Raw genomic sequence first — 23730 nt, 5'->3', positions numbered from 1 at the left:
ACAGCCGCGCATGCAAACCATGGCTCACCCCGATGACGCCCAGCCTTTCGACGAAGCAATACAGGTCGAGAGTGCGGAAGGCCATTTATGGCAACGCTTGCGCAGCGTTGGGTATGAGGCTGCCCGTGCGCAATTGATCGAGCTGTATATGCCCTATGCCAGAACTCTGGCTGCGGTCATCTACAAGGGCCGGTTTCATGACGAGGTGGAGTTTGCGGACTACATGCAGCTAGCCTGTCTCGGCCTGGTCGAGTCGGTGGACCGTTACGACCCTGAGCAGGGCGTGCAGTTCAGAACCTTTGCCGCCCACCGCATACGGGGTGCCATCCTCAACGGGCTAGAGAAGCAGACCGAAAAAAACCAGCAAATCGCAGCCCAGCAACGCCTCAGAAAAGACCGCCTGGATGCCCTGAAAGAGGCTGCCCAGCAAGACACCGCGCCTAGCCCACAGCAAAGCAAAGGTGGCGAACCGTCCCGAGCAGACGCCGGAAAAGCCCTGTTGGCCTACATGGCCGAGGTAGGCATCGGCCTGGCTCTGGGCATCTTGCTGGAAGGCACCCGCATGATCGAAAGCCCCGAGGGAGACGTTGCAGACAGCGCTCCGCCCCCCGAGGTTGGCTACTTCAAGAAAACCGAGACCCAGCGCCTGCAAGACCTGCTGCGCGCAGCCATTCTTAAACTCAATGCGTCTGAGCGGCGAGTCATTCGCTACCACTACCAGCAAGATGTTTCCTTCGAGGAAATCAGCCACATCCTGGGCGTAACCCGTGGCCGGGTGTCGCAAATCCACCGGCAGGCGCTGCTCAATTTAAGAAAAGCCCTGGCCCAAGGCCCCCCATGTGATGTGTTCTTGTAGCGCATCCCCTGTCCGCCACACCCTCACCGCGCCCAACTTTGCCTGGCCCTGCCAGTGACAACACACCATGAATCCAAACTTTGAAACTGCGGTTGCCAACGCTATGGCCAGCACCCAGGCTCGCCTGGACCGCCTCGAAACCTACCTGCGCGACGACCCTAACAACCCATCGCTACTACAAGAGGCTTTTGCCACCGCGCTGCAGTGCCAGCAGTGGGAGAGGGCGCAGTTCCATCTGCGGCACGCCTTGGCCTTGGAGTCCAACTCGTTGCCGTGGGCTCTGCGCGAGTGCGATTTTTGGTTGGCCCAAGGGGCTTACGATCCCGCCTTACAGGTGCTACAACGCCTGCAAACCATCCCGAATCCTCCCGCCGCGTTGGCCGACACGCTGCTGCACAACACAGCGTTCATTGCATTCCAGCAAGGGCGGTACCCAGACTGCACTGCGCTGCTGGAACACCGCATGGATTTGGAAGCCTTGCAGCAAGACCCCGAGCTGCTTCAAAGCACAGCCTTCCTCTCGTTGGGCAAACTCTGGCTGCGTGCACTCCACTATGCGGGAGATTTGGAGCATGCCGTGCAATGGGCACACCAGCTTGCCCAAGCCCAGCAACTGCACCCCGCCATGGCAGGTGTGGCAAGCCTCGCTGCGCTAGACCATGAACAGTTTGGCCTCGCACAGCAATGGGCAACGCAAGCACTGGAGCATGCTCAGGAAGGCGACAAGCCCCTGGAGGCCCTCGTCACACTGGCATCCCTGGCCCTTGGGGAGCGCAATGCACCCAAAGCACAAGCCTTGGCCGTAGAAGCATTGCGGTTGCAACCAGGAGATGGCCGTGCATGGTCTGCACTGGCCTTTGCGGATTTGCTGGCGGGTGACCCCGCCACGGCCTGCCAGCATTTTGATAACGCCATCAAAGCCATGCCAGGTCACATCGGCACATGGCATGGCCTGGGTTGGGCCCAGCTGGTGCAGCATCAACTGCCTGCAGCGCAATCCACCTTTGAGACCGCTCTGGCGCTAGACCGCAACTTTGCAGACAGCCACGGGGGCCTGGCCGTGGTGCTCGCACTGCAGCAACAAACCGCACAAGCACAAGAGCACGCCAAGCTGGCCCTGCGGCTAGACCCAGCCAGCTTGACCGCCCGTTTTGCGCAAGCACTTTTACAAGGTGAGGCCTCCACTCCAGAGCGTTTCGAAGCCCTGGCCCGCAAGCTGCTGGGCAGCCAGCCAGCCCCCGTGGGCACCGGCAGCTTGTGGGAAGGCGTTCTGGAGTCCATGGCAGCGAAAGCACAGCAGCCTCAGTAGGCAAGCTGTGTGCTTTTGCCTGCCAAGGCCGCAGGTGTGGGTGCAGGCGGTCTTGTATGCTGTGAATTGCGCTGAACATGGCGCGCCCGACGCGGTGCGCACCGACAACGAGGCAATGTTCACCGGGCGGTTGTGGTACACCGTATGAGTTTGGCGTGAAGATCAGGATCAGCATCGCCACTACTCTCAGGGAAGGCCTGGTGGTGGGCATGAGGAGCATGCCGGGCAATCCGTATGACGGCCACACGCTGGCCGAGACACTGGAGCAAGTGGGCATCCTCACCGGCACGGACAAGCCGCCGGCCACGGCCATCGTGGACAAGGGCTACCGTGGCGTGAAGGTTGAGGGCGTGCGCATTCTGATGTCAGGGCAAAAGCGGGGCATCACCAAGACCCTAAAGGCCATGATCAAGCGAAGAAGCGCCATTGAGCCGGCTATCGGGCACATGAAGATGGACGGGCGGTTGGGGCGCAACCCGCTCAAGGGCGCGCGGGGCGATGCGCTGCACGCGGTGATGCGCGGGGCTGGGCACAACCTGGGCCTGATCCTGGCCGCGCTGCGGCTTTATTGCGCCCGATTCGGGCTGTCGATGCGGGTGGTCATCGCAGCCCTTGTCGCTGCACCCGCTGACCGCCGAACTGTCTGCTGCTGAGAACGGAATTGTTCAGGACGGACTAGTTATTGCTACGGTCCGCGACCATGTCAGCAAAGTTTTGATCAACAAAACTCACTACAAATTCGTCTGGATCTGCAGGCACGCCTTGTTGTTGAGCAGCGCCTTTATAACCCTCCCAGAACTCACGAATTCGAGCGGGTACGGTGTCAGCGAAATTCATTTGCGCAGCCACAATTTCTCGCCAAGTGCCCTGCATATCGTAGGTCTTTGATAGTCCTGGTTCAAGTCGATTTAATATCTCAAGCTGATTATTATCAAGCATATTGATAGCGTCGAGAACAAAGCAGTCGAGCAGTCTTAGAAATGGATTTGAGTTGTAACGATTTGCAGTCATCATCTTTACCTTTTTGGCGCACCAGCTGGCCTAGCCCATTCAGCATATCCCCCAGCTGCACCGGGATCAGGATGGATAACTCTCCACCAATCCGAACCCGGCGTGTGCTGATTGCGTGGAACGAGTCTCATGACTCCAGTTTGACCGGCGGCCGCAGATGATGATGCATGCTCCCATGTCCAACCCTGTGGCGTCGACTTTGTACCAAGTTTAACTCCTAGCGCCTCCATCATGGCTGCCTGCTCCGGATCCTGAGCCAAACTCGCTCTCAAACTTTCTGCAGCTCGTTTGTTATGAGTTGCTGCGCTCTTTCCATAATCCTGCGGATTCAGCTTCATTTCGTATGCAACACTGTATCCCCTCGGGACTACATACATCGGCCCAATAGTCCAACTCAACATGCGCCCAACGGTGCTGTTGACCAGGATGTCTGGGTTCATGTTACCGATGGACTGCCCGAGGCTCGAAGCGAAATTGCGTAGGCCCATGCCTACCACCGACAAACCTTCGCCCACCCGCGCTATGCCAGCGCCTGTCGCCTGCATGCTGGAGAACATTCCGGCTAACTTCTCGTTGTCTTGGTAGCGGGTCATACCGCCCTGGTCCATCACCTTTTCGGTGTAGCTGCCCAGTTGCGCCATCTGCTCGCCGCTCATGCTGGCGATATACAGCATGGTGCTATCCACGTGGCTTCGCATATCCAACAAAGTATTTAGATATACGCCGGGTGCACTAGCAAGAACACCCGCATCGCCCCTCATAGCGTTGACCTGCGCATTGGTAAACAACCCAAGCTCATTCAGATTGTCTGCAATCCCCTGCGCTGACGCGCGACCCACACCGCCTGCGTTGGCCGTAGCAACTGCAATGCGTTGTACGGTGTTGGTATCGCCGAAGGCGCCCAGCATTGCCACCCTTTCCAGATCACGTTGACTGTCGCGTGGATTGTTCGTAAAAGTCAGGCTGCGGTCTAATATTTCTCGCATCACTGAAGGATCAGTCTGCATATCAATACGGAGGCTGTTGAGTGCGTCCAAGCTACCGCGCAATTCGGCCAGTCTGGCTGGGTCTTGGCCACCCATGCTGACGGCGGCATTGAGATCGTCCAGCGCGCTGTAGACGGATTCCTGATAACGTCGCCACTCAGCCGAGGCACCAACCTTGATGAGTTGAGAAGGAGCCCCACCAGGACCTGCCACGATCGGTCCAGATTCGAAGAGGTCAAACGCGGGCAAATCACTCAACCCATCATCTCCATAGGAGTCTTCCTGCACCGACAAGCCGCCGGCACGCAAGCTGCCATAGCTCAAACCTGAACCGCCACCGAGCCGCAAGCCCATACCGCCGTCATCTGAATCTAAACCGTAGAGCAACGCGTTTTCTGCCTGTACGTTCCGTGCTTGAGTCTCACGAGCTCTGGGACTCTCCGTCTCCTTACTCTGAGGCCTTATCGCATCGGCTAGGCTGCTGCCCAAAGCGTTGCCAAACGCATCCGCCGCGACTTGCTGGATCGCCACCTTGCCACCTCTTGCAATAGCGGCAGCCGTCCCCGCCCCAGCCCCGACAACGTGCCACGCAGCACCGCTCCCGCGGCCCCCATACCAAAGAACGCCTGGTTCGACGCATTGGCGTTGACATTTGTCTTGCCATCCACTGTCACTCCCAGCGCTTCATTCAACCCCCAACCCACCCCAGCGCCTACGGCAGCGCCGGCTACACCCTTCCAGTCAAAGCTCTTTTGCAGCCCGGTCATCACGCCAATCCCTTGGGTGAGTGCATTAGCCGTGGCGGCTCGGGCGATGGTGGTGCCCAAATTCGTACCCCCTAGCAACTCGGTGCCTGCCAGGCCAGCACTGATGCCCCCGCTCAGGGCCGCCAATCCCACGGCCTTCCAGCTAAAGCTGTCTTGCTCCCCGATCGCAATTCCAACCAACTGACTGGCAGCAGAGCCTGCGGCTGCACCAACTGCTGCACCCGCTGCCGTAACACCGCTCGCCCCGATCATGTTGGGTAAGATGTTTTGAAGCAGATACGGCGCATAGACAGCGACCACGACAGCCACAACGGCCATCAAAACCTTGCCAATCCCTCCACATCCCTTTTTACCCCCCGCTGCTGCAGGCTCGGGCAATACAGGATCTTGGCTGCCAATGACTTTGCCCGGCTCATACGGCCGCAGTGTGTCTGCGCTGTTGGCGCTCAACGGCACCTTGGGTACCGTCAGTGTCTGTCCCGCGATCAGGGGCGCATCTGCAGACACTGCCAGTGAATTGGCTTCTGCAATGCGCCACCACAGACCAGCATCGCCCAACACGCTACGGGCAATGTCTTTGAGGCTTTCTCCGCCCACGACGGTATAGGAGACTGGGCTGGTACTGCCGCCCTTAATCGGCATCGGCGATGCCCCCACGTAGAACTCCGCCGTGTTTACATAGTTGGGCGCTGCATTGTTGGCCGTCAGGGGTTTTTCGCTATCGGGGGCGCTACCATAGCGCGCCAACACCTCTCCACCGACCACCATCTGGCGCTGGATGTTGCCTGGATTCAAGCTGTCGCCTACCCAACCACCAATGTAGCCCCCAGCCTTGTTTTCAATACGGCTTGTCTGCGATGCGCCTTGATTGACGTACAGGACGTTACCTTGTGTATCGTTGACAAATGCACGGTTGAAACGCTTGGAGTAATCGACTTGGGTCGCGCTGTCACTCGCACTGGGCTGCACGATATTGCTGATGAAGCCGTTGGCGTCGTACCAGGTCTGGGTCTTGGCTGCTTCCTCAGGCCGCTGACCATCCTTGAGAGTCGTCGCAGTGTCTTGGACGTATCCACCGTTGACGCGCTTGTAGGTGTAGGTGGTAACCGATCCCTTGCCGTCGTCCCCCACCTGGCGATAGCCCAGCAAATTGCCTGCTGCGTCGTAGCCCAATCCAGTAGTGCTACCCGTGTTGTGGTATGCAACGCTAGAGTAACTCCGGACCGTGCGATTGTTCGGATCACGGCTGACCATCTTGGAGTTTTGAAGATGGCCGGTTGCATCAAACTGGTTGTAACGGTATTCGTTGAAGTTGCCCTCACGCGCATACAGGACTGATTGGGTCGCTACCGTGCGACCAGCTCCGTCGTAGTAATACCGATAAACCTGATCTGGACCACCCACCATCTGCATGTCCAGGCGATGCAAGTCATCGTAAGTATAGAGAGTGGTTCCCCCCTTGAATGGTCCACCCGTGCTGTCCGTGTTTTTGACGGCACTTTGTTCTTCGACTCGGTTTCCGGCAAGGTCATACCGGTATGTGTGCCACTCCAATGTGTCACCTGTTTTAGAAACGCTCCGGCTGCTGAGCTGGCGGTTCATGCTGTCGTAGGTGTAGCTCACAATCGACTCGTTGAGGGTTTCCTTCATGCCGGTAGGCTGGTTCTTGTCAGCCACCTGGGTGAGCACCCGGGTCTCTACGGAACTTCGATTACCTGATCGGTCATATTTGATGCGTACATCTGCACGACCATCAAAGGCCGCATAGAGGCGGTTTTGGCCATCGTAGAAGAGCTTGTTATCTTGGTAGACAACGTTTGCCACTTCACCATTGGTGAGAGTCGTCTTTTGCGTCACGCGCTCGGTGATCCGGTTGCCTGCCAGGTCGTAGGTATAGGTGCTGGTCTGGCCCAGGTAGTTGTCCTGGATGCGGATGAGCTGACCTGCGCCGTCGTACTGGTAGTCCAGGCTCTGGCCGTTGCTGGCGCGGGTTTGCAAGAGCTTGCCCGCGTTGGTGAAGGAATAGCTGTAGGTGACAGCACCATCGGTGCGCCCGGTGAGCTGGCCGGTGGTGTTGTAGGACCAAGTTTGAGCGCTCGTTGCGCCGTTGGCATCCTGCTGGGCAATCTTGCGGCCTGCGCTGTCGTAGCGGTATTGGACGGTGTAAGCCAGGGTGGCGGGGCCGGTGGAAGAGGGCACTTCTTGGCCGCTGGTGATGACGTTGCCGGATTTGTCGTATTGGTAGCGGGTGGCTTCGCCGTTGCCGTTGATCACGCGCACCTTACGGCCGGCTTCGTCGTACTCGTTTTGTTCCAGAAGGGTGTATGACTCGTAAGTCAGCTCAGCTCCGTTTTGGAGGTGTTGCTTATCCAAAGCTTGCGATGTGTCCAATGCACCCCGGGACACATCTTTGTCCAAAGAGACAACACTCCAACGAGTCTGAGCTTTTTCAAGACTGGCATTGACCAAACGGGAAAGCTGATCATATTGATAGTTTGTAACAACCTCTCTGCTGGAGTTCACAAGTTGCTTTGAACTTATCTTGTCTCCAAACATGTTGTATACGTAGCTGATCCTTCCGCCATCAGCGTGGCGCTCTTCCACCACGTTGCCTGCAGCGTCATAGACCTGCACATTGAGGTTGCCTGTCTCCCCCGCACCGGTGCCCACGCCGTCACGCACGCCAATCTGGCGGCCCAGCTGGTCGTAGTAGTAGCGGGTGGTTGCTGGGTTTACGTTGTTGAAGTTGAGCGGCTTACTCTGGGAAATAAGCTGATTGTTTGCGTTGTATTCGTAGGTTGTTTTGTATCGCAGACCGTCCGTCTGCGTGCGAGGGTCGTCCACCATGGTGAGGTTGCCCCAGCGGTCATACTCACGATTGGTGACGGCCCGGTTGGTCAGATTGATAGCTGGCGCAGCAAAAACCCGTATCTGGGGTGTAAAGGGTGCGGTTGTATCTTTCTGAATCAGTGCGGAACCTGCTCCTGATAAAGGAATGGTAATTGTTACATCTGTACGCGCAGTATAGGGTTTCTGACTGCTAGCTCCAGGATATTCAATTTCTATCTGAACCTTGTAGGTTTCACCTGGCCGCAGTGTTTCCAGTGAAAAACCTTGAAGGGCGGCTGATTTAGCAAACTGGGAACGACCATCGCCTTGTTTGAAGATAAATGGTGTGGTATTCCCGTCTGGCATGGCAGGCGTTACGGAAACCTTGACTCTCGCTCCCACCGCAGGCGTCGACCATTGCAAAACATTCAATGTCTGACCATCGATCATTGCCTTGGAAAGAGCTACTCCTGGTACGTTCGCTGTTGCAGCTGTCCCCGCTCGCAGCATATCGTACTGCGTAACCTCATATTCACTTGCTGAAGTTAGATAATCTCCAATGGTTAAATTTCCCTTTGAGTTTCCATCATAGATGGCATAGAGGGGAACTGTGCCCTCAATTGGCACGTATGAAATATAGCCATCAAGCTGATAGGCATTTTGATACCATCTATCGCTCCAAACCATATTGGCGGCTGGCTTTTCCTTAAGAATCACCGCGCTACCAATATCTGCAAAGTTGGCAGTCAATCGAAATATATTTTTCCCGCCGTAGATGTATTGATACAGACGTCCATTATTAGCAGTCTGCGTGGTTTCCACGTACCCAACTATTCCATCCCTCACTACTGCACCACTCGCTATCATCCCCTCCATTTCCGCGATGACGGTTGGATCAGCTGTCGTAATGTGGTGGTCAAGGCCTTGGTAGACCAAGTAGTATCTATAGAGTGGAACTCGCCCCGGCGCAGGTGTTGTCCAAACATACCCAACTATGCCATTGTTGATAACATTGTTTTGTGTTTTGACAATTGCTGGCGTCGTGTTGACAAGAGCTAAATCCGTAGGTTGGAGGACATTTCCTGTGGATCGGAGTTTTTCACCAGTTTTTGCATTTTCAAAGATGACTTCGTAGTCAAAAGCACCCGCACCAAAATTCAGAGCAACGCCCTGCATTCCCGCACCTAAACCAGAAGTTCGGCCATCTCCGTATGCAAATACCCCAGTTCCCACGGCGCGCTCCGTCCACGCGGCTGTGCTTCCGGATGTCTTATAGCGGAATTTGACTGTCCAATCGGCAGTGGGCTTTGCCCATTGCAGTACTCTATAAGGCTGCGTATCAATAACGGCACTGCCTTGGCTTACTCCGCTTGGTATTGGTGCATAACTATCTGTATCAGGAGATCCCGTACCATAAATTGTGAAGGTTCCATTTCCCACTTCTCGCGTTGCAGAAGATCCATCCTCCACATTTGTAATTCGATATTCATAACCACCTGGATCCAAACCTAGCTTGCTCAAATCAAAACGGTGGGCCGATCCAAATGCCTGCTGAAACTTTTCTGCAGCAGGAGTTGTCCACTCACCGTTAGATCCATAACGCCGGAATGAAAGGTAAGTTTTGCTAACTAAATTCTGGGGATAGCTAACCTCAATACTCAAACCCAATGCAGCAGAGTACAACTGCATTGGCTTAGTATTTGTTTGCCCAACAGGCACTGGGGTTAGACCTAAAAGGGCGTTCACATCACTTTGTGATGTGGTATACAAAATGCTGCCAACAACAGTGCTGCTCGTATTTCTTTGTAGGCCCCAAAATTTCACAGCCCCTTCGGGCACTTTGGTTGTAGCTGGATCTACCACATAGCCATCAATCCGCTTATATACCCACTTCCCAGGCGCAAGCGTACTATTGCCGGCTTGCAATTTTTGTGCTTCAGTAATGTTTGCCGTGTAAATTGTTACATCTGAACCTACAAGCTGTAGCCTGTATAAAGGGACAAGCCCAGCGGACTGCGTGCTATTGACATAGCCTGCTGTGCCTTCATCCAACCATCCATTTCCTTGGTTTAGGAGGCGGTCCCGTTCTGTAACATCCGTACTTAAAAAGTGCGCGGCTGAATAACGGTTGTAAAGTCTATATATTGGCGATCGCCCATCAGCCGCCTCACTCCAGATATACCCTGGACTTGTCGCTTGGCTCCAGTTCAGAGCCGTGACCTGCTCCGATGGTGCGACATCGTACAAGGATGCCCACTTGCCAAAAACATCCATTTTCTCCACTTGGATGCGTTGAATTTTTCCAATACCGTAGTATTGGTTGGCAAACGTATCATCCCACTTGAATACGTAGCCAGTTTTAGCCTCTTCAGCGCTAGCGATGACACTGCGTTTCAATCCATAAGATGCGGGGTGTTCACCTATAAATTGATCGTCTCTATTTTCCTCGGTGGTGTATTTAGCTGTGTCATACACCAGCGTAATTCGAACATCGCCACTGCCGAGATCTTCCAATGAGCGCCATACCAAGTCCACTTGGTTGAGCCCTCGATTGAGTTTCCCGTCCACCACACTGCTCTTTGTAATGACGCCATAGAGCATGTTCTGGCGGGTCGTCACACTCATCGCCTTCTCATTGACGCGCTCGGGCTCCAAGGTCTGCGTGAGACGCCCCAGCTTGTCGTAGCGCATGTCCGAGCGGCTGAACAGGGCAGGGCTGCCAGCCTGCGCTGCCAAGGTCGCTTGCGTGCTGGCATAGGTCTGCAGACCGGTTGCGCCTGTGGCCAGAATCTGTGAAGTCTGCTGACCCTCTACGTTATAGGCCAGCACCTTGTACACGCCGTCACCCGCGTTGGTACGCCACACGCGGCCTGCGTTGTCGTACTCGTAGGTTTCCTTGTGGATCAAGGTGGCGTTGGCGTCTGGAGTGGACGCAGCGCTTTCGGTGACGGATTTCTCCCTCAACTCTCCAAATGCGTTGTACACAAAGCTGGTTTTTCCCGCCAGTTGCACGCTTGTGTCCATGCTGCGCTGCACGGGCTTGGTTTGGCTGATCTGCCGACCCAGGTTGTCGTAGGCATAGGCGGTCCAGAGGGTTTCCTGACCGCTGGATCCATTGGCGTTTTTGACGGTAACGGTCTGCCATTCCTTGGCGAGCCTGCCAGCCGCGTCGTACGAGAAGAAGCGGCTGTTGTTCATGGCGTCCATCACCTGGATGGCTTTGCCGGATGCATCAAAGCGGGTCGCCGTATAGCGGCTCGCGCCAAGACCTAACTTAATGGCCCAGCCATCCGGTAGCACGCTCACACCGCTGGCCCGCTCGATGGTGAGCAGGGCGTTGCCATAGGCGTCACGCTTGAACTCGGTCCAAGCGCCGCCCTGGCCAGCGATCTGCGGCGCGATGACTGAGGTGACACGGCCCAGGGCATCGTAGTAGCTGTAAGTTTTTCCGCCCGCTGCGTCCGTGGTCAGCAACAAATTGCCGACAGCGTCATATTTGTAACTGGTGGTGAGGTCACCCCGGCTGTCTTTGACGGCGGCCGCAGTGCCATCCACTTCACTGTAGAGAACCCCTTTTTTGATCTCGGCAGTCTTGCGGTTCAGGTTGTCCCATTGGTACTCGGTGACACGATCGCCCTTGGCTGTATCCGCCTCAGGACGCGCCACCCCTTGAGCCTGGGCAAACTCCACCTTTTTGAGCAGGTTACCAGCCATGTCGTAGGACATGGTGGTGAGGTAGCCTGCAGGGTCAACGGTGGCGATGCGCTGGCCCAGCTTGTTGTATTCGTGGGATGTGAATGCCCAGCGGGATGAACCCTGGATGGATGAGACAGCGATCAGGTCCCCAAACGCGTTGTAGGAGTTGGTGGTGGTTTTGCGCCCGGTGCTTTGCTCGCCTGTCTGGCTGTCGTAGTTGAAGACGAGTGGCTCTTGGGTCTGCAACAAACGCCCCATCTTGTCGTAAGACATGATCAAGTCACGGTCTGCGACGTGACTCTTGGCGGACATGTGCGTGGCAATATCGCTGGCTTTGAAACCTGTGCTGGGGTTAGACAGGGTCAGGGTAGACGGCTCTGCATACCGCACTAGCCCTTCAGCATCACCCCAGCGGTTGCGGGTGTAGCTGGTGACGTAACCGACAGCGTCTATTTCGTAAGACACCCGGCCGAGGCGGTCGTAGGCCTTGTAGGACCAATTGCCGCTGACATCTCGACCTGCAATCGCATTGCCCAGCGTGTCGTATAAGGTTTCGCTGTAGAGCGATTGTGGCTGAGACTCCGAGCGGCTGGCAGCACCAGACTGTCCATTGGCTAACAGCGCTTCTTTGGACTCGGGAGCGTACACCCCGACAGCCGGGAAGATCGTGCGAATTTGCCGGCCCGCCAAGTCATAGCGGTATTCGGTGGTGCGCTGCTCTGGCAGTCCAGACGCCTCGATGCGGCTGATGAGGTTGCCCAGCGTGTCGTACTTGAGCTCGGTGACGATGCGCGAAATCTGCGTCTGGCTGTAGCTGGAGGCAGCAGTGGCGCCCAGACCGCCCTGGCTCTGGTTAACAACCTCAACCATAGGCGAGATCTCGCGAACCATGCGGCCTGCTTGGTCGTAGGCATAGGTCCAGACGGCGCCCAGGGGATTCGTGAAGGACGTTTTGTTGCCCAGGGCGTCGTAGGTGTAGCTTTCCTTGTGCCCCAGTGCGTCCGTGCGTTCTGTCAGGCGAGCAGCGCCGTCATAGACGTAGAAGGCGTGGCGATCCAGTGCCGAGGCTGCGCCTCCTGCCTGGCCGTACTGCACGGTATGGATGAGCTGGCCCGTGCCGTCATAGTCGTTGCTGATGGCGTAGCCAGCAGCATCCACTGTTGTTGCTACCCGGTTGGCACCGTCGAGCACCTGGATGGTCGCGCGGTCAAGATCAGCGTTGGTTTGCAGCCGTGCAAGGATTGCATCTACGGTGATGTCCGCTGCAGCCAGTCCAGTGAGACTGACTGCATTGGCATATGCAACTACGGTGACAGCGTTGGCGCCCGCAAGGGCCCCCGACGACTTGGTGCTTTGTAGCTTGCCGTAGAAGGTCTGGCGCACGCCGCCGGTGGCATCTACTTCCAGAACTTGGCGGTTGCCTTTGTCATACGCCCACGTTGAAGTCCGGTCACTTGGGGAAGTCTTGATGTAAGAGCCAATGGATGACTCATAGTAATTGCTTGGGTCAGATGGGCCAAAGACGGCTCCGGGCTTAAATATGGGTGGAGTGATCGCAGTAGCGTATTCAACGCGCTGCTTCAGATTGCCGTTGCGGTCATAGATGTTCCGGGTGGTGGCTCCGTTGGCCTCCACGGTGTACGTCAGTCGCCCGGCCTTGTCGTAGACATAGTCGGTGATCTGGTCGTTGGTACTCTGGGTGGCGCTTTGCGGTGTGCTGCTTGTGCTGATGGCGGTAGCAAAGCGCACCTTCTTGACAACATGACCATCGCGGTCATATCGCAAGTGCGTCACAGCCCTGGTGCCATCGGCAGTCCACGTCAGCCGATTGGCTGCGTCGTATATGTTCTTGGTGACAATGTTTTCGGCAGCACCGTCCTGGGCAGCGAGCTCTGCGATGAAGGACGCATCTGTGGGGTAGCTACTGATCTTGACAGGCTTTGCATAACTCACGCGTTGGGTGAGGTTACCGGCTGCGTCATAACTTAACTTGGTGGCCGCCCCCACAGAGTTGATGGTCGCCGCCACGCGCCCGAGACTGTCATAGGCACTTCGTGTCCATTGATCAAAGAGCTCGTCGCGTACCGGCTGGGGCAATGTTCCAGGCATCCAACCACCAGCACCCCCAACCTGGATGGAGTTGTAGAAACGACGCTGCTCCAACACGTTGCCGTTGCCATCGCGTACAAAGAGCGTGACCTCGCCGAGTCCGGTGACGATCGATTGCAGATGGTTGTTAGCGTCGTAGGTGCGGTACTCAATCTGATCGTTGGCGGACGCCACAATCTTGGAGCGAACCTGGGACTCCCAGCCAGAGGGCCCAAACACCGCCCCACCGCTGGCGTACTGCTGCAGCAAGTTCGCGTCTGTGAAAACCTGGCGGTACTGGGTGGTCTTGCTCACGCGACCGATCAGGTCGTAGGCAATCTCTTTGATGGAGCCAGCGCCATCAATCGACAGAATCTGGCGGTTTTCTTGATCGTAGAAGTAAAAGCTGACGTTGCCGTTGGCATCCGTGCTGCGAACGACATTGTTGTTCTTGTCGTAGACGTACGAGCGCGTGAGATTCAGCCCATCGGGGTCAATCTGTTCGCTGATTCGTCGGCCTGCTGTGTCGTACGTGTAACGCGTCACCGTGCCCTGGGGGCTGGTCACCTGCAGCGTCTGGCCTAGGCCATCGTAGGTGTAGCGAGTGGACAGTGCCAAGCCTTTGGCATCCACGATCTGCTCAATCAGCTGGCCTTGAGCGTCGTACTTGAGTTCGATGACGGAGCCTTCTGGCGATGTGATACTGATCTGGCGGCCCAGGGCATCGTAGGCGTAGGTCGTCGTCAGGTTCAATCCCGCCGAATCCACTGACCGGGTCAAGACCCGGTTGGCAGCGTCATACGTGACTTTGGTGCGAACACCGTTGGGATTCGTGCTCTCGATCAGGCGCCCAGCGCCATCGTAGGCATTGGCAGTGCGCACAATCTCTACGCCATTGGTGTCAAAGTGCCAGACCTCAACAGCAGAGCCCGTCTCTTGACCATCTGCGTTGTAGGTGTAGCTGGTTACGCTGCCACGGGCATCGGTGATGCTGATGGTATCGCCCAGGCGATTGAAGGTCTTCTTGAGAAGAATGCCGTCGTCGCTCGAGATGGTGACACTGTTCGTCGCAGCGTCATAAACGTAGGTTGTCGTATTTCCGACGGCGTCGTACTGTCGAATGACGCGATTGAATGCATCGTAGGTCGTTTCTGTGGCGGCTGACTGAGCATTGAGGCTGCGCACTTCTCGACCCAGTCGGTCAAACGTTTTTTGGCGAGTGAAGCCCTTGGCATCCACCCAACCGATCTGGTTGCCGAATGCGTCGTACTGGTAGCTGAACGTTGCAGCCAATCCCGTTGAGTCACGGGTTTGGTTAACGAGCAGGCCCCTGCGGTCATAGCCTGTCAGAGTGGTGGTGCTCGATGTGCTGGAGATCGCCTCAGTACGCTGGGTTTCTTGGCGGAACGTGCTGTAGACGTAGTTGCGCTGGAAGCCCAAGGCATCTGTAGTCTGCACCAAGTTGCCCACAACGTCGTAGGTGTAGCTGGTGACTTTGTCAGAGGCTGGGGTGCGGGCCGCAGTCAACAGACTCGTCAGCGTGGCGTTGACCAAGCCTCCGGCATTGGCCCCGGTGAGCGAGGTCAGCGCAATGCGCTTGCTGTAAGCGATGGTGGCACTGACTTGCCCAAAGTTGTTGTACTGGGTCTCGGTGACCTCGCCAAGGGCGTTGATGGTGTGGCTCAGTCGGCCATCACGGTCGTAAAAGAACAAGGTCTTGTTGCCGACTGCATTCGTTGTACTTGTGCGCCGGCCGGACAGGTCGTATGCGTGGGTGTTACCGTATTTAGCCCACACATCGTTGATCTGCGCCGTGGTCATTGACGCGGTGATCAGTGCATAGCCAGTTGCAGAGAGCTCAGCAACCAACCGCCCTTGCGCGTCATATTTCTTAGCGAGACTGGAAGCTTCTGTCGTTCCCGCCGCACGGGTGGTCTTGATCAGGTTGCCCACTTCATCGTAGGAATACTCAGTACGTGTGCCCAGGTAATCCGTGCTTGCCGCAATACGGTTCAGGGCGTCGTAGCTGGTCAGTGTGGTCTGGTCTTGAGAGCTACTGGCCGGCAGTACGAGCTGGCTGATGGAGACAGGCTGGCTCTGCGCCAAGTTGATGGCGCTTTGGCTGAGCTTGGTCGCAAAGCGTTTGCTTTCTATGAGCAGTCCCGCTGCGCTGTACTTGAACGTGGTGACGTAGCCTTCGGCATCGATTTCTGCTTGCACCTGGCCTGTGCCATCAAAGATCTTGACGGTGACCACGTCTTTGTCAGTAGTGGCTGGGCGCAGTGAGGCAAGCGTGGTGCCACCTAGCGAGGCGGTGGCTACGCCCGTGGAATAACGGACCGTTATGTAGCGAAGCCCTGCGGAGGTGTAGCGATGCTCTGTGAGGTATCCCTCAGCATCCAGACTGCCTTGCAGCAGACCATCCGCATCGTAGAAGTTGCGTGTGAGGCGATCCGTCGCGTTGTTCGCCGCGGGGGCGATGCTGGCGGCTGTGGGGGTGTTGCCCAGCGACGCCACCGCAACGCGATTGGCATATTGACGGATGGACAGCAACTGGGACTTGCCGTCGTAGGTGTACTCGGCCACCGAACCCAGGGCATCCACCGTTTTGAGGAGGCGGCCACTGTCATCGTACGCTCTCCACTCGCTGCGGTCTGCCGCGTTGGTCGCAGGGCGGATGCTGTCCAGCGTTGGATTGGAGGGCTGCCCGGACGCATTGACCAGCGTGGCCGTATTCACCGCTGCTGCATACCGGATGGTTCGGGTCAGCAAGCCCTGTTTGTTGTAGACGTACTCTGTCAGCGTGCCCGTGGGGTCAATGTCTGCGACCTTGCGACCGGCTTCATCCAGCAAGGTCCAGTTCCGCTCACCCGTGGGCCCCTGCGTCATGCGCAGCTGGCCATCGGCGTCATAGAAGTACTGGGTTTTACCCAGATCCGCCACGGTTGCAGTGGCTTGCTGCACGCTGATCAGTTGCCCAGCCTTGTTGTAGGTCTGGATGGTTCGCAGGCCATTGGCAGCGACTATCGTGGTCCGGTTACCTGCGTCGTCATAGGTGTTGACGGTGGTCTGCCCCAGGGCGTTGGTGGTCGACAGCAGCCGCCCCATCCCGTCGTAGGTGTATGTCGTGATGGCATTGCCGGAGCTGGTCTGCTGTATCGTTGACAGCAACTGGCCTGTCTGGCTATAGATATAGGTCTGGCGAACGATTTGGCCCGTAGTGTCCGTAACACCGGTAGAGGTGGTTTTTTGTGCGGCAGCACTTTCCGTGAGTTGACCTCGGGCATCGTATTGGTAGTCAACCCGAGAGAGGGTGGTCAGGTCCTGTTGCCCCGACCACGTCGTCATGGCGTCCAGAGTTGGAGTTTCGTCTGGCGCAAGTGCAGAAACAGGGTAGAACGAATTTTGAGCAAACTGCAGTGCGACAGTCCGCTCACCGTAGGCGTTGTAGCGGTACTCGGTTACACGACCTTCAGCGCTGATGGAGAAACGCATCAGGTTGGGGTTGGCCGTGTCGTAGACATAGCGCGCCGTCGTCGGGCCTTGAGGCACACCACTGCCAGCGCCATCCGGGTCAGCAACCGTGTATGTCGTCTCAGTGAGCAAACGATTGCTGCTGCTGAAGGTTCTGCGCACCGTATTGCCGACGGCATCGCGCTGCAGGACCTGGTTGCCTGAAGCGTCATACTCCATGGAGACGCTCTTGCCTTCGGCATCCGTCACCTGGATCACATCACCGTTGGCGTTGTAGAGATAGGAGGTTGTCAGCACCACCCCCTTGACGGAAGGCGAGTTGACACTGGTGAGTTGGCCTGCAGCGTCGTAAACGTAGGTGGTCTTGAGGCCCAGCGGATCTGTGACGGTCGTGGTGCGCGTCGCCAGGTCGTAGGCGAAGGTCGTGGTCTGGTTGAGCGCGTCGCGCACGGTGGCAACGCGATACTGTCCACCGGCCTGCACGTAAGTGAAGCTCAGGCTGGTGCCATCGCTTTGCGTGATGGAGGCAATCCGCTTGCTTGTGCCGTCGTAGGTATAGGTGGTAGTGTAGACCTTGGCATCCGAGACAACGTTGTCTGCGGGAGAGAGGTCCACCTGCACAGTGCTGAGCCGATTGCTGGTGTCGTAGGTATAGCGAACGCGCGTGGTGGTCTTCCCATCACTGGTCACCGAGCGAACCTGTGTCAGGTTGTTGCCGCTGTAGTCGTAATAGGTTGTCTCGCCGCTGGCCGTGGTGACAGATGCAAGGTTGCCACTGGGGTGATACGCGTAAGTCGTGACGTTACCGCTGCTGTCCTTGGAGCTGCGCAGCTGGCCGGTCGCGGCGTCATAGGTTTCTTGGGCCTGGGAAGCCCCATCAGCCCAGATAAAGCCGCTGCCTTGGGCCTTGATCTGGTCGTACGCGCCTGCGCCATCCTTGGACACATAGGCTGAGGCTGCAGCGTTCCATTCGTACACCGATACCGCGCCGTCCCTCGCAATGCGCGTGACCGTGCTGCCGGCGGTGTTTACCGTGCCGGAGAGCGTGAGTTGTTGGCGGTAAACCCCAGCGCTCCAGTTGTCCCCGTTGTCGTCGTTCAGCAGTCCCTGGCTGTTGTAGGTTCGAACAGCCTCAAAGCCACCACCATGGGCCATCAAGCGATCATCTGAATCGCTGAGCACCAAGTTACCGGTCGCGATATTGACAAAGGTCTGCTCGCCGTTGCGGCCTTGTGCAGCGTTGCCAAAGATGCCCCGTTGGGCCAACGTGGACAAAGAGCTTGTGCTGAGACCCAGACTGTTTCCGCTAACGATAGCAACCATGCTTGACACCTGTAGAGACTTTTACCCCCAGCAAACCAGCAGCGGGGGCACTAGCCAATACATCCACAGGATTTAAAAATCGTTTAGCGAAATCTGCTGGTTTGGCGCAGAAACAATCGGTGTTTTAGATTTTTTTCCTTTAAAATCAATAGGTTGAGATTCAAAATTTTTACTCTCATGAGTGCACATTGAAACAAAAGACCGTCAAAAAAGCGCAGCCATGGAGGGTGACCCTGCCGCGTTCAATGAGAATGGATGCAACAAGACCCCGGCGCTGACTTCATCGGGTGTCACCTCTCTGCATTTTTTGAACATTCCCCTATGAACCCCACCCCTTCGTTACCTCCGTGCTTGCAATCAGCGCTTGATGCCAGTGCCGATGGGAATTCAGAACTGGCCTTGGAGCTGTTTGCCCAGGCCGCTCAAGAGTTGCCTGAATCTGCCCTACCAGCGTTCTTAATGGCATCGGAATGGGCTTCGCTTGGCAACTTGGAAAAGGCGGAAGAGTGCTTCGCGGCGGCCATTCTGATAGCCCCGGATTTGCATCTCGCCCGCTATCAGCTTGGGCTGCTGCAGTTCAGTAGTGGCAGGGCCGCCATGGCGTTTGTGACTTGGCAGCCTTTGCTGGCACTTGGCAATCACAGCCCTCTTTTCTTGTGGGTGCAGGGCTTTTCTGCATTGGCGGACGACCGGTTCGCAGAAGCAAAGAAGTTGTTCCTCACAGGTGTGACTGCCAATGACACCAATCCACCCATGTCTAGCGATATCCAAAAGATCATCGCGGAAATTGACAAAATATTGGAAGCAAACCCCACGATAGGGGGGGGGCTGAGGCGTTGGAGGATGCAGAGAAAGACTCTCACTTCTTGCTATCCAACTACCAACAGCAAAATTTGATTCACTGATGAGTCGCATTGACGCCACTGCGGCGCTGCAAGCACTGCTACGTTCGCACACAGCCTCACCTGTCGGCACGAATCAAAGTCGACCGCAGTCGGTCGCCCCACCGAACTCTGCTGATGTCCAAAATACCTCGCTACATGGTGCCAAAGAGGGCGATAGCAGCAGCCCTGGTGGCGCGGACCTTGATGCACGCTTAGTGAGGCAACTTAAAGGCATCTCACATCAAGATCCCGGCAAACGCCGCAAGGCATTTCGATTCTTTTTGGAGTCGGTATTGCTCAAGGAGTTTGGTGAAGCCTGGGGTGCGGATGCTGGCTTCAAGCCACTCGTCGATCAGGTCGAGCAAATGATCCAATCTGATCCCGCGCTTCTTCAGGGTAGTTTGGCGACGGCGGATCATCTGCTGGAATCCCTACATCAGTAGAAGCACGTTGTGCAGGCTGTGGGGTTGGAGCAATGGCGGCGAAGATGAAAGACTGCCCATTGCGCCGTGATTTTGCGCGTGCAAAGCTATCCATCTCAACCTGTGGGTGCTGGTACTTATGGCGACGGGCATCATCAAACGGCAGCAATGTCGTAAGAAGCGCCGGCATCCCGCGCCTAGCAAACACACTCTATAGGTCAAACTTACGATCAGCTCGAGTCGACCTTTTTGGAGTCCAGCAAGTTCGCCGCCTGGCTCAGCCCAGATGATCGGAAATACCCCAGCACGGTTGCCACGTTCCGGTGTCCAGTCATAGCCATGGTGTCTGCCAACGGCACGTTCTGCGCTGCAGCCTCGGTAACAAATCCAGACCGCAGCGAGTGCGCCGAATAATCATCAGGCAAGCCTGCAAGGCTGGCGCGCTCCTTGACGATGTCGCGCACCGAAGCAGGGGAGAGTGCTCCTGCCAACTTCCCACCTTTCATCACGCGCCTGAAAATTGCTCCATCGGCGATGCAGGTTGCGGTCAGCCATGCTTGTAACGCCTCACCGGCCAGCCCCTCAATCGGTTTGTAGTTCTCTGGCCTGTCCCTGGCGTCTTGATTTGTCTTGGAGTGGGCCAGTACAAAAGTGAATGACGACGGACCATTGCGCCTGAGATTTTTCATGTCAGCCCCGGCAACCTCTGAGCGGCGCCGTCCTCCACTGGCAAAGGCAAAGAGGAGGAGGGCGCGGTCCCTCAGGCCTTTGAGGGTCGAGGTATCGCAGGTCTCGATCATTGCCATCAGCGGATCTTTCGTCAAAGCATCCTTCTTTTTGGGCAAGTCGCCGCGCTTGCCATAGGCGCGCCGGGTTTTCATCAAAAGCTCGCGGACTTTGGGATCCTGGCAGGGATTCTTGGCGGCTTTGAGCTGGTGGGTTTTCGAGAGAACTGCCACGCGGTGCACCAGTGTGTTGAGAGCCATCGGGCCTCGCTTGCCCTTGAAACCAGCCTCAACAAGCACCTCGTCGATCGCTAGCGGCAGTTCATGGGCCAGCCCGTCAGCCGTGGTGCGTTGAGCGTGGTCAACGATGAACTGAATCACAGCGCTGGGCGGCACCGGAAGCGAAATCGGTTGCCCATACCGCACATTGAACCAGGCAGCCCAGTACCGCAGCGCCGAGCGATAGCTCGCCAGGGTGTTGGCGGACTCGCCCTCGCGCATCAGATCCTCCACAGCACGCGCTGTGGCATCCGACAGCATTTCCGGCTGCAGCGCAGACACATTTCTTAGAGCTGGCAGGCGCATTTAGTCCCCTAACGCTTCATAATTGAAATTAAAATACATACAATGTATTGTTTGCAATGAATTTAAGTAAATTATCGCGATAAGCTCCGATTATCGTTGGTAAAAATCAAGTGGAGTAGGGCGATGCAACCAAATCTTGTAAGAGGTCCCCGCGGCGTGCAGATGGAAGATGTCTGGGCCGCCGCCGACGCTGTTCTGAATCAGGGTGAGCGCCCCACGATCGAGCGGGTGCGCCAGCAGCTCGGTCGCGGATCACCCAATACCGTAGGCCCCATGCTGGATTCGTGGTACGGCTCCTTGGCAAAGAGGCTGCTCACCCCCGGGGAGGCACTCGATAGCGCACAAGACCCAGGGGAGCAGCTGCCCGGCCCTGTGCTGAGAGCGGCAAAGACGCTGTGGGGGCGCGCGGTCCAACACGCCCAGGAGGCTGCGACTGCTGAGATGGCCCGGGCACAAGCCGAGCTGGACAAACGCGCAGAAGATCTTAAGCAAGCACAGCAAGATCTGGATCAGGAGCGGCAGCGCCTCCAAGACCGCAGTGAAGCCCTTGCGGTGGCTATGCAAGCCAAGGATGCTCAGATCGCGGAGGCGTCTGGGCAAGTCAGGGAGCTGCATGCGCAGCTGCAGGCATGCCAGAGCCAGCTTGATGAGGCTCGGGCCCAAAACATTCAGCTTCAACAGGCAGCAGAAGCACAGCGCCTGCGTCATGAAAGCGCAGAGGCCGAGCACCGTACAGAGCGCTTGAGACTGGAGGAGCGCGCCCAGGCCAACGAACGCCGGCTCAACACCGAGGTGGACCGGGTGCGTCAGGAGTCAAAAAAGCTTGCCAGCCAATTGGAGACCGACAACCGAAAGTCGGCTCTCGCACTGGCAGAGGCCGCCGAAAGGATGAGTACCTTGGAAGCCAGGTTGGCCACGTTGCAGGGCGAAAAGGCCCAGCTGGCGAAAGAACTTCAGCTGGCCCGGGACGAATCAACTATCTGGAAAGCAAAGCTTGACGAGCGCAGCAACGACATGTTTGCCGTACTCAATGAACTCCGGGATCGATTGCCCCCCAGCAACAGCGAGACAGCAGCCACAGCTGGACCAGGGCGGAACAGACGCAAACGGTAGAGCGAGATAGCAATAGGTCGGCGACGCAAAAGTAGACCTGCCTTCGGTCGCAAAAATAGGCTTTTTTGCGCCCAATTTCTGTTGCCCGGTTCACCAAGTCTTCAACCTAGCGGGATGTCAAACGAATTACCTCACCCGCCGAAGAGGCTCAAGCACCAGAAAGCAGCCTCAACCCCAAATCTTGTCGCGCTTAGCGCGTTATCTGAACCCAGCTTCTGCCGCCCGGCTATCACGTGCATGAGTTACAACTTCTCTTTAAAAATAGACACAACTTCAGTTAAGGAGACGGCTTCGATTTGAGCCTCTAGGCATAGAAACCATTTACTAGATGCGATGTATATTATGTTAAACGCCGCAAGCGCTATAGTCTTGATAGCTGCATGCGCTTGCTGTGCGGTGGTTCCGGCCAGATAAGCAGGCGGGTGAGGTAATTCGTTTGACATCTTCCGGGGTAATCGCTTTGATGTCCTTCGAGATATCTCACGCAACTTGTTGATCTATTGGGCATTTATTCAATTCATCTCAACAACTCCAGGTAATTCGTTTGACATCCCGCTGGACGAAGACACGGTGAGCCGGGCGACAGAAATTGGGTGCAAAAAAACCATTTTTGCGACTGAAGACAGGTCTACTTTTGCGTCGTCGACCTATTGCTGTCTCGCCCTACCGTTTGCGTCTGTTCCGCCCTGGTCCAGCTGTGGCTGCTGTCTCGCTGTTGCTGGGGGGCAATCGATCCCGGAGTTCATTGAGTACGGCAAACATGTCGTTGCTGCGCTCGTCAAGCTTTGCTTTCCAGATAGTTGATTCGTCCCGGGCCAGCTGAAGTTCTTTCGCCAGCTGGGCCTTTTCGCCCTGCAACGTGGCCAACCTGGCTTCCAAGGTACTCATCCTTTCGGCGGCCTCTGCCAGTGCGAGAGCCGACTTTCGGTTGTCGGTCTCCAATTGGCTGGCAAGCTTTTTTGACTCCTGACGCACCCGGTCCACCTCGGTGTTGAGCCGGCGTTCGTTGGCCTGGGCGCGCTCCTCCAGTCTCAAGCGCTCTGTACGGTGCTCGGCCTCTGCGCTTTCATGGCGCAGGCGCTGTGCCTCTGCTGCCTGTTGACGCTGAATGTTTTGGGCCCGAGCCTCATCAAGCTGGCTCTGGCATGCCTGCAGCTGCGCATGCAGCTCCCTGACTTGCCCGGCCGCCTCGGTGATCTGGGCATCCTTGGCTTGCATGGCCACCGCAAGGGCTTCACTGCGGTCTTGGAGGCGCTGCCGTTCCTGATCAAGATCTTGCTGTGCTTGCTTAAGATCTTCTGCGCGTTTGTCCAGCTCGACTTGTGCCTGGGCCATCTCAGCAGTCGCAGCCTCCTGGGCGTGTTGGACCGCCCGCCCCCAAAGCGTCTTTGCCGCTCTCAGCACAGGGCCGGGCAGTTGCTCGCCCGGGTCTTGTGCGCTATCGAGCGCCTCCCCAGGGGTGAGCAGCCTCTTTGCCAAGGAGCCGTACCACCCATCCAGCATGGGGCCCACGGTATTGGGTGATCCGCGACCGAGCTGCTGGCGCACCCGCTCGATCGTCGGGCGCTCACCCTGATTCAAAACAGCGTCGGCGGCAGCCCAGACATCTTCCATCTGCACGCCGCGGGGACCTCTTACGAGATTTGGTTGCATCGCCCTACT

At 56.9% G+C, this 23730-nt stretch carries 10 protein-coding genes and 1 pseudogene; 6 read left to right on the top strand and 5 right to left on the bottom strand.

Annotated features, from left to right (window positions below):
• The first annotated feature begins 10 nt into the window (after nucleotides 1–10).
• From EAG14_RS10205 to EAG14_RS10195, 3 genes and pseudogenes are all read left to right on the top strand, one after another.
• Nucleotides 11–856 (top strand): sigma-70 family RNA polymerase sigma factor, encoded by an 846-nt coding sequence (locus tag EAG14_RS10205; protein WP_240456989.1) that lies wholly within the window; start codon nucleotides 11–13, stop codon nucleotides 854–856.
• A gap of 67 nt (nucleotides 857–923) precedes the next feature.
• Nucleotides 924–2165: a tetratricopeptide repeat protein gene (locus EAG14_RS10200; protein ID WP_121728768.1), complete on the top strand. Its 1242-nt coding sequence runs from the start codon at nucleotides 924–926 to the stop codon at nucleotides 2163–2165.
• A gap of 119 nt (nucleotides 2166–2284) precedes the next feature.
• Nucleotides 2285–2818, top strand: a pseudogene (locus tag EAG14_RS10195) (transposase); the annotation flags it as partial.
• Between the two features lie 22 nt (nucleotides 2819–2840).
• Here the strand turns inward: EAG14_RS10195 and EAG14_RS10190 are convergent.
• Genes EAG14_RS10190 through EAG14_RS10180 form a run of 3 tightly spaced genes read right to left on the bottom strand, consistent with a single transcriptional unit; the run spans nucleotide 2841 to nucleotide 18339 of the window.
• Complete coding sequence (locus EAG14_RS10190) at nucleotides 2841–3176, bottom strand: hypothetical protein (protein WP_240456988.1); 336 nt, start codon at nucleotides 3174–3176, stop codon at nucleotides 2841–2843.
• Between the two features lie 5 nt (nucleotides 3177–3181).
• On the bottom strand, nucleotides 3182–4693 hold the full coding sequence (locus EAG14_RS10185; RefSeq protein ID WP_121728766.1) for an HNH endonuclease: 1512 nt from the start codon (nucleotides 4691–4693) through the stop codon (nucleotides 3182–3184).
• A complete protein-coding gene (locus EAG14_RS10180) occupies nucleotides 4636–18339 on the bottom strand; it encodes a LysM peptidoglycan-binding domain-containing protein (RefSeq protein ID WP_121728765.1) in 13704 nt (4567 codons plus the stop codon). The genes EAG14_RS10185 and EAG14_RS10180 overlap by 58 nt, the downstream gene beginning before the upstream one ends.
• Before the next feature lie 255 nt (nucleotides 18340–18594).
• Between EAG14_RS10180 and EAG14_RS10175 the strand changes: the two genes are divergently transcribed.
• Nucleotides 18595–19236, top strand: a complete 642-nt coding sequence (locus EAG14_RS10175; RefSeq protein ID WP_162995953.1) for a lipopolysaccharide assembly protein LapB — start codon at nucleotides 18595–18597, stop codon at nucleotides 19234–19236.
• Between the two features lie 7 nt (nucleotides 19237–19243).
• On the top strand, nucleotides 19244–19666 hold the full coding sequence (locus tag EAG14_RS22750) for a hypothetical protein (protein ID WP_162995952.1): 423 nt from the start codon (nucleotides 19244–19246) through the stop codon (nucleotides 19664–19666).
• Nucleotides 19667–19875: 209 nt separating this feature from the next.
• Here the strand turns inward: EAG14_RS22750 and EAG14_RS10165 are convergent, their stop codons facing one another.
• Complete coding sequence (locus tag EAG14_RS10165; protein ID WP_121728762.1) at nucleotides 19876–20955, bottom strand: tyrosine-type recombinase/integrase; 1080 nt, start codon at nucleotides 20953–20955, stop codon at nucleotides 19876–19878.
• 162 nt (nucleotides 20956–21117) lie between these two features.
• On the opposite strand from EAG14_RS10165, the gene EAG14_RS10160 reads away from it, so the two are divergent.
• On the top strand, nucleotides 21118–22068 hold the full coding sequence (locus EAG14_RS10160) for a DNA-binding protein (RefSeq protein WP_240457048.1): 951 nt from the start codon (nucleotides 21118–21120) through the stop codon (nucleotides 22066–22068).
• Nucleotides 22069–22731: 663 nt separating this feature from the next.
• Here the strand turns inward: EAG14_RS10160 and EAG14_RS10155 are convergent.
• The gene (locus EAG14_RS10155; RefSeq protein WP_240457047.1) at nucleotides 22732–23682 is read right to left on the bottom strand and encodes a DNA-binding protein; all 951 of its coding nucleotides are present in this window, start codon (nucleotides 23680–23682) and stop codon (nucleotides 22732–22734) included.
• Between the last annotated feature and the right edge of the window lie 48 nt (nucleotides 23683–23730).

The sequence above is a fragment of the Acidovorax sp. 1608163 genome, assembly GCF_003669015.1.
Lineage (GTDB): Bacteria > Pseudomonadota > Gammaproteobacteria > Burkholderiales > Burkholderiaceae_C > Acidovorax.
Note: the sequence above shows the minus strand (reverse complement) of the source record. Positions and strands in the feature narration are given on the sequence as shown.